The organism is Deltaproteobacteria bacterium (assembly GCA_028818775.1).
In the GTDB taxonomy this organism is placed as follows: domain Bacteria; phylum Desulfobacterota; class Binatia; order UBA9968; family JAJDTQ01; genus JAJDTQ01.
In genome coordinates, this window is record JAPPNE010000174.1 from 19,847 (window position 1) to 30,562 (window position 10,716).

Below are 10,716 nucleotides of genomic sequence, written 5' to 3' on the forward strand. Positions count from 1 at the left end.
CTACATTGAATCGAGCGCCTTTGCGGCGGCCCACCTCCCGCAAGACGTGCAACGACCCGGATTTCCAGGGGGTCCGCTTCTTCCCACATGGCCGGCATCGAACGGTTGATCGACTATCTGTGGCGCTACTGGCGCCGTTATCTGGTGGGCGGGGTGTGCCTGATCGGCACCACCAGCCTGCTCATGGTGGTGCCGTGGTGGGTGCGGGGCGCCATCGACGTCATCGAGCGCGGCGACCCCGACTCCGAGCTGGGCGGCTACGTGCTGCGGATCGCCCTGGCGGCCGTCGCCGGCGGGCTTCTGCGGGGCGTCGCCCGCTCCATCATCTTCAACGCCGGCCGGAACGTCGAGTACGACCTGCGCAACGACCTCTTCGCGCACCTGGAGAAGCTCCCCCTGGGCTACTACCAGTCCCAGAAGACCGGCGACCTCATGTCCCGGGCGGTCAACGACATCAACGCCGTGCGCATGCTGCTGGGCCCCGGCTTCCTCAACTTGGTGAACACGCCGCTCTACCTGGTCTACGCGGCGGTGTTCATGTTCGCCATGAACTGGCAGTTGACGCTGGCGGTGGGCGCGTGCCTGACGCTCCTGGCGTTCGTGTTCAAGCAGTTCCGCGGGCGCATCCGGCGGGCGTCGCTGCGGGTCCAGCGGCAGATGTCGCGCATGAGCGCCCACGTGCAGGAGAACCTGAGCGGCATGCACGTGGTGAAGGCGTACGTGCAAGCGGAGCCCCAGACCGCCGGCTTCGGCGCGATGAACGACGAGTACCAGGTGCGCAGCCTCGACCTCGCCCGCTGCCGCGGCATGATCAACCCCGTGATGGTGGCGCTGCACGGCCTCACCGTGCTGGTGGTGCTGTGGTACGGCGGCTGGCTCATCATGCGCGAGCAGAGCGGCGTGGCCGACTTGGTGGCGTTCATCCTCTACCTGAACGTGCTGGCCTGGCCCATGGCGGCCTTCGGCTGGATGCTCTCGCTGCTCGAGCGCGGGCGCGCCGCCATGGACCGGCTCGAAGAGATATTCGAAGTGGAGCCGGCCATCGCCGACCCCGAGCACCCGGTGCCTTTGCGGGACAAGGAGCGGGGCATCGAGTTCGACCACGTATCGTTCGCCTACAATGGTGACGCGGTGCTCAAGGACGTCAGCTTCGAGGTGCCGCCGGGGCGCAAGGTGGCCATCGTCGGACGCACGGGTTCGGGCAAGAGCACGTTGACGCACCTGATCCCGCGTCTCTACGACGTCACCTCCGGCACCATCCGCATGGGCGGCGTGGACGTCCGGGCGCTCTCCCTGGAAGAGCTGCGCGACGCCATCGGCTACGCGCCGCAGGACCCGTTTCTCTTTTCCACCTCGATCCAGGACAACCTCAAGTTCGGCGACGCCCACGCCAGCGAGCAGGAGGTGCGCCGGGTGCTGGACGTGGCGGACCTCGAGAGCGAGGTGGAGGTGTTCCCCGACGGACTCGACACGCGGGTGGGGGAGCGGGGCATCACCCTCTCCGGCGGCCAGAAGCAGCGGGCGACACTGGCCCGGGCGATCCTGGCGAATCCAGACTACCTGATCCTGGACGACTGCCTGTCGAGCGTGGACGCGCACACCGAGCAGCGCATCCTCGACAGCTTCGAGAGCGTGCTCAAGGGCAAGACCTGCATCATCATCTCGCACCGCATGGCCGTCATCAAGCAAGCCGACGAGATCCTGGTATTGGACGACGGCCGCATCGTCGAGCGCGGCGACCACGAGTCGCTGCTGCGCACCGGTGGACCGTACGCGCGGATGTACCGGCGCCAGCAGATGTCGGACGAGCTGGAGGAGCTGTGAGGGCGGGCGGCGGAGGCTACGGGCGCGGCACCGGCATGAACGCGCCGGAGGAGCAGGACAACATCTCCGGCAAGGCCTACGACCTGAAGCTGGCCTTGCGTCTGTGGCGGTTCCTGCGGCCGCACCGGAAGATATTCTTCCTGTCGCTGCTGCTCCTGCCGGTGCACCAGGGCTTCAACCTGGCCCAGCCGCTGCTCCTGAAGATCGGTATCGACGCGGTCAGCGCGGGCGACGGGCTCACGCTGATGACCGCCGGCCTGCTGTTCGCCGGGGCGCTGGCGGCGGAGGCCACGGCCTACTTCTTCCAGTATTACCTGTCCATCAAGGTGGCGCAGCGCTGTCTCGCCGACCTGCGCGTCACGCTCTTCTCCCACGTGCAGCGCCTGCCCATGAGCTACTTCGACAAGAACCCGGTGGGCCGGCTCATGACCCGCATGACCACCGACGTGGAGGTGCTGCAGGAGATGTTCGCGGCCGGCGCCATGAACCTGGTGGCCGACCTGGTCCTCATCGCGGCCATCGTCGCCATCATGATGTCGCTGCACATGGAGCTGGCGCTGGTGTCGCTGGCGCTGATCCCGTTCCTGCTGGTGGGCATCAACGTCTTCCGCCTCAAGGCGCGGCAGACCTACCGCCTCATCCGCACGCGCATCGCCCGGGTCAACGCCTACCTGGGCGAGGCCATCCCGGGCATGGCCGTGATCCAGCTCTTCAACCGCCAGGCCCGGAGCTTCGAGGAGTTCGACGACCTGAACCGCTCGCACCGCGACGCCATCAAGCGCTCCAACATCTACGAGGCGTCGCTGTTTTCCATGGTGGAAGCCGCGGGCTCCCTCAGCATCGCGCTGCTGCTATGGTTCGGCGGCGGCGAGGTGCTGCAGGGCGTCGTCGGCATCGGCACCTTCGTGGCCTTCAGCGAGTACATCCGCCGGCTGTTCGTCCCCCTGCGCGATTTCAGCAACAAGTACGCCGTGATCCAGGCGGCCATGACAGCGGCCGAACGCATCTTCGAGCTGCTGGACACGGAGCCGGAGAAGTCGGGGCGGAGTGCGGCGCCGGTTGCCGGCACTGGCGACGGCGACGGGCCGACGCCGGCGCGCGTGCCACCGGTGCCCGCCGGTAACGACTCCACCGGCGCCGCGGTGGAGTTCGACAACGTGTGGTTCAGCTACCGTCCCAACGACCCCGTGCTCAAGGGCGTGTCCTTCAGGATCGAGCCGGGCGAGCGGGTGGCGGTGATCGGCGCTACCGGTTCCGGCAAGACCACCACCATCAAGCTCATGAGCCGGTTCTACGACGTGGACAGCGGCGTCGTGCGCGTGGGCGGCCGCGACGTGCGCGACTGGGACCTCGACTCCCTGCGGCGGCACATGGGGGTGGTGCTCCAGGACGTCTTCCTGTTTTCCGGCGACATCCTCTCGAACCTCAAGCTCGGCAACCCGGACGTTCCCGAGGAGCGGATCCGGGCGGCCCTGCGCAACGCCAACGCCGAGGGTTTCGTCCGGCGCCTTCCGGGCGGTTTGCAGGCTCCGGTGCGGGAGCGGGGCAACAACCTGTCGGCGGGACAGCGGCAGCTCCTGGCGCTGGTGCGCATGTTCGTCGTCGACCCCGAGATCCTGGTGCTGGACGAGGCCACCTCCAGCGTCGACACCGAGACCGAGTTCCTGGTGCAGGGGGCCTTCGAGAAGATCATGGCCAACCGCACCTGCCTGGTCATCGCCCACCGCCTGTCCACCATCCGCAACGCCGACCGCATCGTCGTCTTCCACCGCGGCGTCATCCGCGAGATGGGCTCCCACGCCGAGCTGATGGAGAAGGGCGGGGTGTACTACCGGCTGCACCAGTTGCAGTTCCAGGGAGAGGGGAACGGAGGAGCGGCGCGGGATGTGGCCGCGGACCGCTGACGACATGGCGGCCACGTTCACACGGCTCGTGGGGGCCTGCCTGCTGCTGTTCCTCTGCGGCTGCTCGCCGGGATACTACATCCGCGCGGCCTACGAAGAGGGACGCATCCTGTGGCGCCGGACACCCATCACTACGGTGCTGGCCGAGGATGGCGTCACGCCGGAGGTGCGGCGCAAGCTCGAGATGGTTCTGGAGTTGCGGGACTTCGCCGCGACGGACCTGCGGTTGAACGTCGGCGGCAGCTACGCCTCCTACTCCCAGGTCGACCGCCCGGTGCTGCTGCACGTGCTCTCCGCCGTGCCCAAGACCTCCTTCGAGCCCTACACCTGGTGGTTCCCGTTCGTGGGCCGCATGCCCTACAAGGGCTTCTTCGACGGGAACGCCGCCCGCGAGGAAGCCGGCTCCCTGGCGGCCCAGGGATACGACACCCACATCCGCCCGGCCGGCGCCTTCAGCACCCTGGGCTGGTTCGACGACCCGCTGCTCGGGCGTCTGCTCAAGCTCGACCGGGTGAGCTTGGCGGACGTGGTGCTGCACGAACTGCTGCACAACACCCTGTTCGTGCCCGGCTCGGTCGCCTTCAACGAGAGCCTCGCCAACTTCGTCGGCAAACGCGGCGCCATCGAGTTCTTCACGCGGCGCTTCGGCCCGGAGAGCCCCGGCGCCAGGGCCGCGCGCCGGGATTGGCGGGAAGAGATCGAGTTCTCCGGCGCCATGATGGAACTGACACGGTGCCTGCGGGCACTGTACGCCGAGCCGGTACCCGACGCCGAGAAACTGCGGCGACGCGAGCAGGTGTTCGCCGAAAGCCGGCGGCAGTGGGCTGAAGCGGTGACGGGGACACCACGACACCGCTATGCCTCATTCAGCCGGGCCAGGCTGAACAACGCCGTGATCCTGCAGAGCCTGCTTTACGTCACCGACCTGGCCCGGTTCGAGGAACTCTACCGGCGGGAAGGCAAGGACCTGCCCCGCGCCATCGAGGCCGTGCGCGCCGCCGCCCCGGACGCCGAAGACCCGTTCGACACGCTGCCGGGACTGAACCCCGCTGGAACCAACGGCAATGTTGCCGGCAGCGCCGCAACCCGCTCCTACGAGCTGTGCGAGAGGCCGTGAACAAGCTGCTCGCCATCATCCGCGAGCGCTGCCCCCGCTGCGCCACGGGTCCCATCTTCGCGCGCCTCTTCAAGATGAACCGCCGCTGTCCCGTCTGCGGCCTTGAGTTCGAGCGCGAGCAGGGTTACTTTGTCGGCGCCATGTACTTCAGCTACGCATTGGCGGTCGCCGCCGTCCTCCCCATCATCGTCGCCATGCTGCTCCTCGGCTTCACCGCCGCCTCCATCTACATCGTCTCATGCCTGTTTCTGGTCGTGGTGTCCCCGTTCCTGTTCCGCTACTCGCGAGTGCTGTGGATCTATCTCGACCAGGTAATCGATCCGAGGTAGAGGGTGCAACAAGAGCTGAAATTCGCCGCCGACAAGATGCTCGGGCGGCTGGCCAAGTGGCTGCGCATTATCGGGCAGGACGTCATCTACGGCCAGCACCTGTCCGGCCGGGGGCTTGTGCGCACCGCTACCCAGGAACGCCGGATCATGCTGACCCGCGACCGCAGGATATCCCGGCATAACCCGGACCGTACCGTCTTCATCCGGGACGACCACTTCCGGGCGCAGTTGAAGCAGGTGGTGGACGACTGCGGTCTCGACCCCTTTGCGGGGCTCCTGACCCGGTGTGTCGAGTGTAACGAGTCGCTTCAACCCATCACCAAGGACCAGGTCCGGGACACCGTGCCCCCTTACGTCTTCGAAACCCAGGACATCTTTTCGGTGTGTCCCGGCTGCCGGAGGGTCTTCTGGCCCGCCACTCATCAACAGCACATGATGGACGAGCTCAAGCGCCTGGGATTCGTGCCGCCTGGAAATTGAGCAGGCCCTGTGTTAAATTTCTGCCAGTCGTTCCCGGGTAGCTCAGTCGGTAGAGCAGGTGGCTGTTAACCACTTTGTCGGGGGTTCGAGTCCCTCCCCGGGAGCCAACTCCAAACGCCAACCGGCCCCCCACTTCGCGTGAAACATATGGCGGAAACAACGGTATTCGGTCCCGGCGGCTATCGGTTCGTGCGCGGGCGGTTCCAGTACTCGGGAGGCGTCTCGGCGGAGCCGGGATTCGTCATCGAACGCGCTCGGTTCGCGCGTCCCGTGCCGCTTGACGAGGGGTTCCGCCGGATCGAGGCATACCTGCACGCTCTCGGACGGCCGTCCACCGCGCTCTGCGCGTGTGAACTGCGTTCACCCGGCCAGTTCACCGAAGAAGGCTTCGTTGCCTTCAACCGGGTCTATGTGGGCACGCTCGAGCGCTGGGGAATCTTCAAGGACGAGGAGAATCCCGTCGCGCGCTCAAACGTATGTCCGGAGGTCGATCCTCCAAGCGAACCCAGCTTCCATGCGTTCTCGTACACCATGCCGGCCGAGCCGAGCCATGCGGCGGGAGTGAAGAGCTTCGTCATAGCGGGCTCCGGCGAAGCTCCCGAAGGACCGGGAGGCTATCGGGAACGGATCATCCGTCTCGGAGACACTTCGCCCGATGCCATGCGGGAGAAGGCGCAATTCGTCCTCGGAGCGCTGGAGAGCCGGATGGCGGCGCTGGGCCTGACCTGGGCGGACGCCACCACGAGCCAAGTCTACGCGATACATGATTTCCATGGCCTGCTCGCCGACGAGATCGTCCGCCGGGGCGCGGCGCCGGACGGTGTCACATGGACCTACGCCCTGCCGCCGGTCGAAGGCCTGGCTTTCGAAATGGACGTCCGCAGCGTGCCGGTGGAGCGGGTAATCGGCTGAATCCAAGGCCTGACGGCCCGGGGGTAGTCCGATAGATCGGGCGTACTTTCCAGTTGGCGCAAGACCCCGAAGGGAGAACCCCTCGGGGTCTTGTCGTTTGTGGCGTTGTGGAACCGGTTTTGTTTCAGGACGGATCGGGCCAAACAAAGTCCGGCCGAAGCCCTTCGTAGACCGGGCGGCCGTCATCCGGCCGCGGGACACCGGTGGCCGGATCGTAGAAGGCGTGATAGGTCGCCGGCATGCTGTCCGAGTCAAAGCCCATCAGGTTCGGCGCGACCGCACGAATGCGCCCCATCTTGTCATCGAGCATGATGGGTGCTCCGCAGTTCGCGCAGGTGCACAGTTCCAAAGGACCATCCGGGTTTTGATCGTTGAACGGCTGGCGGTTCAAGCCCTCAAGGTTGTCGACAGAGAGATCACCGTGAGCGAAAAACGCGACATGGGTCGTGGGTTGTCCCGTAACGCGCTTGCACACGGAGCAGTGACAAGTATGGACGTCAATCGGATCGTTGTCCGAATGAGTCTTTATGCAGTCGCACCCTCCAGAATAAGCCATATCCTCCTCCTTTGTTTGAGCCCGACAGTCTCGCCCGCGACAACCCCCATTGCCGCGGGCATGCCTTAAGTTTCGCCCACGACAACCCCCATTGCCGTGGGCATCCTCAATTTGCGGCGCATACTATCCCAGGCGGCGTTCCCAACGCAATCAGACAGTTGTGGGTGGCGGATTGTGAGATTGACCAGAGTGGAACTACGTGAACGGGGCGTTCTGCCACACGCGCCCCACGGGTAACCGGTTCAACGGCCCCGAAGCCTGCTTCCATCCTGCTGGAGAAGATCAGGCTCGATAGGGAGAAGGCCGGCAGAGGCGTTCCAACCGCCAGAAGAAAGAGGAAGGCAACGCCTGTGGAATGAACACCGTCCTCACCGTGCCGTAAACTCGGGCTAAAGTTCTGCCCAACCGAGCCGGTTATCCCTTGAGACGGGACGCTTGGGTTGGCGTTCCTGGATGTCATGTTCGGGATGGCGGACGGATGGCTCACGAGGTCGATCACCCCCACGACCGGTTGTTTCGCGCGGTGTTCTCCGATGCGGCGGAAGCCGGCGGGCTGTTGCAGAGCGTGCTGCCGGCGGAGGTTCGCGAACGAATCGACTGGGGCAGTCTGAGCTTGCAAGAGGGTACGTTTCTGGACGACGCCCTGCGCGAGAGCGAGTCGGACCTCTTGTACGAGGCGGGGCTTTCCGGCGGCGGGCGCGTATGTGTCTATCTGCTGTTTGAGTACTAGTCGCAGCCGGACAAGTGGATGCGGTTCCGGTTGCTCAAGTACTGCTGCCGGATCTGGGATGCGGCTTTGCGGGCGGAGCCCGGGCAGTCGGAGTTGCGCCCGATCGTGCCGGTGGTCTTCTATCAGGGTAGTCGCGGTTGGCGGCACTCGACCGAGTTCGCGGAGTTGTTCCCCGAGGCGGTGCGGAGATGGCGGTGGGTGCCGCGGTTTGAGCATGTGCTGGTGGACCAGACGGGTGTGGGTCCCGACGAGGTGGAGGGAGGGTTGAGGCGCATTGCGCAGTTGTTGATGATGGCTGCGTATGGGCGGCATGCGGGCGCCGCGATGGAGGGGGCGGCGCGGTTGCTGGCGTCGCTGTCGTCCGGTGGCGGGGTGAATTATCTTCGTCTATTCTTGGTCTACGTGATGGCGACGCAGGATGAAGCGGCGGCACAGGAGGGGCGAGACCGCTAGCTCCCCATCATTTGTTGACAAAACGCACACATTAGATGATGATTGGTTTTGTGGAGCCTCGCTTTGACTGGAACCTGGAGAAAAACCAGCAACTCATTGAGCAACGGGGTATCTCATTCGAGCGCGTCGTTTCCGCGATCGAGCAGGGCGGTGTGGTGGAGGTCTTGGATCATCCCAATCAGGAGCGGTACCGAGGGCAGATGATCTATGTTGTGGACATCGACGGTTACCTGCATCTTGTGCCCTTCGTAATGTCCGCGGACGGGTCAAGGTTTTTGAAGACGATCATCCCGAGCCGGAAGGCGACGCGGGATCACAAGAGGGGGCGATCGTGAAGCACGGACTGGACGCTGAAGAGCGGGAGATCCTGGAGCATTTCGAGCGCGGCGAGGTGACGACCGCTCCAGGCGCTGAGCGTGAGATGAAGGCGGCACGTCAAGCGGCTCGCAATACCTTCAACAAGACTCGCAGAGTCAACCTGCGGGTTACCGAACGCGACTTCAACCTTGCGCATGCGCGTGCACGTGAGGAAGGTATCCCGTACCAGACGCTGTTGTCGAGCGTCATTCACAAGTACCTTTCAGGACGGCTGACCGAGAACAGATAACGAGCATCCTCTCGCCACAGGATCGAGCAGGAAGCCGGTGGCGCGTCGACGCCAGCACCAGCCTTCCTCCAGGATGGACTACCCCGCAACAGTCCTCGTCACCGGCGCCACCGGCTACATCGGCGGTCGGTTGACCCCCCGTCTGCTCGCCGAGGGCCATCGCGTCCGTGTCCTCGCCCGTAGCGCGGCGAGGGTGCGCTCGCGTTCCTGGGCCGACCGGGTCGAGATCGTCGAGGGCGACGCGCTGGACCGCGATACGCTGGCGCGGGCGCTTGCCGGGGTCGACTGCGCCTACTACCTGATCCACAGCATGGGCAGCGGCGCGGGGTTCCACGCGCTCGACGTGGACGCGGCGCGGCTCTTCGGGCAGGTGGCCCGGGAAGCCGGCGTTCGCCACATCGTCTACCTGGGCGGGCTGGGGGACCCGAGGGCCGACCTGTCGCAACACCTGCGTTCCAGGCAGGAGACGGGGCGGGCGCTCCGGGAGGGCGGGGTGCCGGTGACGGAGTTCCGGGCGGCGGTCATAGTCGGGTCGGGCAGCATCTCGTTCGAGATGATCCGTTACCTGGTGGAGCGGCTGCCGGTGATGGTCTGTCCCCGGTGGGTCTACTCGCGCGTTCAGCCCATCGCGGTGAACGACGTGCTGGACTATCTCGTGGCGGCCCTGAGCAACGTGGCCTGCGCCGGCAAGATCATCGAGATCGGTGGCCGCGAGGTGACCACCTACCGGGGGATGATGCTGGGATACGCCCGGGCCAGGGGGCTGAGGCGCTGGCTGGTGCCGGTGCCGGTGTTGACGCCGCGCCTGTCGTCTTACTGGGTGCACTGGATCACGCCGATTCCTTCCGGGGTGAGCGGTCCGCTCATCGAGGGGCTTCGGAACGAGGTGGTGGTGACCGGCAGCCTGGCCCCGGAGTTGTTTCCGGGGATCGAGCCCCGAACCTACGCCGAGGCCATCGCAGAGGTCATCGACGACCTGGAGCAGGGGCGCATCGAGACCGCCTGGAGCGACGCCCACGGCGCGCCCGTGGCGCCGGATTCCTTCTCCCGCGTGGAGACCCACGAAGGGATGATCTTCGAGCGCCGCACGCGAACGGTGGCCGCCCCCGCCGGGGAGGTGTTCCGGGTGTTCACCGGCATCGGCGGCGCGCGGGGGTGGTTCCATGCGGACTGGATGTGGCGCCTCCGCGGCATGGTGGACCGCCTGCTCGGGGGCGCGGGACTGCGCCGGGGGCGCCGGCACCCGGAGGAACTGCGTGTGGGCGACGCGCTGGATTTCTGGCGGGTGGAGGCGCTGGAGCCGGGCCGGTTGGTTCGCCTCCGGGCGGAGATGAAGCTGCCGGGCCGCGCCTGGCTCCAGTTCCGGACGTGGGAGACGGCCGACGGCAAGACCCACCTGGAGCAGACCGCGGCGTTCCTTCCCAAGGGCTTGGGCGGCCTGCTTTACTGGTACGGGCTGTACCCGGTCCACGCGCGCATCTTCGACGGGATGGCGCGGGAGATCGCCCGGCGCGCGGAGGGAGGTCGGTGACAGATGCCTGGAACCCCGCCTTCCAGGCTGTGCCAAGACTCCGGTGGTAACGACAATGGCATCCACGCCCCGAAACGTCATTCCCGCGGAACAGGCTGTGTCAAAACCCCATCTGAGAAAAGGCACCAACCCCCTGAAACGTCATTCCCGCGGAAGCGGGAATCCAGGAGGGGTGAGGCGAGGGAACGCCGCTGTAGCGCCCCGCCACCGCCCCTGGATTCCCGCTTCCGCGGGAGTATCTGTGATGGGAGTCAAGGGCTAAGTGGGTTGCGG

The 10,716-nt window shown here is 66.1% G+C and carries 10 protein-coding genes, 1 tRNA gene and 1 pseudogene; 11 read left to right on the top strand and 1 reads right to left on the bottom strand.

Annotation, left to right across the window (positions count from 1 at the left end):
• Nucleotides 1-87: 87 nt before the first annotated feature.
• From OXU42_18435 to OXU42_18465, 7 genes are all read left to right on the top strand, one after another.
• The gene (locus OXU42_18435; protein ID MDE0031364.1) at nucleotides 88-1,824 is read left to right on the top strand and encodes an ABC transporter ATP-binding protein; all 1,737 of its coding nucleotides are present in this window, start codon (nucleotides 88-90) and stop codon (nucleotides 1,822-1,824) included.
• On the top strand, nucleotides 1,821-3,728 hold the full coding sequence (locus OXU42_18440; protein ID MDE0031365.1) for an ABC transporter ATP-binding protein: 1,908 nt from the start codon (nucleotides 1,821-1,823) through the stop codon (nucleotides 3,726-3,728). The genes OXU42_18435 and OXU42_18440 overlap by 4 nt, the downstream gene beginning before the upstream one ends.
• Nucleotides 3,709-4,845 carry an aminopeptidase gene (locus OXU42_18445; protein MDE0031366.1) on the top strand — a complete coding sequence of 379 codons (1,137 nt, stop codon included), beginning with the start codon at nucleotides 3,709-3,711 and terminating at the stop codon, nucleotides 4,843-4,845. Before OXU42_18440 ends, OXU42_18445 begins: the two co-directional genes overlap by 20 nt.
• A complete protein-coding gene (locus OXU42_18450) occupies nucleotides 4,842-5,174 on the top strand; it encodes a DUF983 domain-containing protein (protein MDE0031367.1) in 333 nt (110 codons plus the stop codon). Before OXU42_18445 ends, OXU42_18450 begins: the two co-directional genes overlap by 4 nt.
• A gap of 3 nt (nucleotides 5,175-5,177) precedes the next feature.
• The gene (locus tag OXU42_18455) at nucleotides 5,178-5,654 is read left to right on the top strand and encodes a Mut7-C RNAse domain-containing protein (protein ID MDE0031368.1); all 477 of its coding nucleotides are present in this window, start codon (nucleotides 5,178-5,180) and stop codon (nucleotides 5,652-5,654) included.
• A gap of 31 nt (nucleotides 5,655-5,685) precedes the next feature.
• A tRNA-Asn gene (locus OXU42_18460) sits at nucleotides 5,686-5,761 on the top strand.
• A gap of 40 nt (nucleotides 5,762-5,801) precedes the next feature.
• Nucleotides 5,802-6,566, top strand: a complete 765-nt coding sequence (locus OXU42_18465) for a hypothetical protein (GenBank protein ID MDE0031369.1) — start codon at nucleotides 5,802-5,804, stop codon at nucleotides 6,564-6,566.
• Between the two features lie 124 nt (nucleotides 6,567-6,690).
• Here OXU42_18465 and OXU42_18470 read toward each other — a convergent pair whose 3' ends face one another.
• Complete coding sequence (locus tag OXU42_18470; GenBank protein ID MDE0031370.1) at nucleotides 6,691-7,122, bottom strand: GFA family protein; 432 nt, start codon at nucleotides 7,120-7,122, stop codon at nucleotides 6,691-6,693.
• A gap of 478 nt (nucleotides 7,123-7,600) precedes the next feature.
• Here OXU42_18470 and OXU42_18475 point away from each other — a divergent pair.
• The 4 genes and pseudogenes from OXU42_18475 to OXU42_18490 all read left to right on the top strand — a co-directional run bounded on the left by OXU42_18475 (nucleotide 7,601) and on the right by OXU42_18490 (nucleotide 10,443).
• Nucleotides 7,601-8,305 (top strand): annotated as a pseudogene (locus OXU42_18475) (Rpn family recombination-promoting nuclease/putative transposase).
• A gap of 35 nt (nucleotides 8,306-8,340) precedes the next feature.
• Nucleotides 8,341-8,640, top strand: a complete 300-nt coding sequence (locus OXU42_18480; protein ID MDE0031371.1) for a BrnT family toxin — start codon at nucleotides 8,341-8,343, stop codon at nucleotides 8,638-8,640.
• On the top strand, nucleotides 8,637-8,912 hold the full coding sequence (locus OXU42_18485; protein MDE0031372.1) for an antitoxin: 276 nt from the start codon (nucleotides 8,637-8,639) through the stop codon (nucleotides 8,910-8,912). The genes OXU42_18480 and OXU42_18485 overlap by 4 nt, the downstream gene beginning before the upstream one ends.
• Nucleotides 8,913-8,949: 37 nt before the next feature.
• Nucleotides 8,950-10,443: an SDR family oxidoreductase gene (locus OXU42_18490; GenBank protein MDE0031373.1), complete on the top strand. Its 1,494-nt coding sequence runs from the start codon at nucleotides 8,950-8,952 to the stop codon at nucleotides 10,441-10,443.
• Nucleotides 10,444-10,716: the final 273 nt, after the last annotated feature.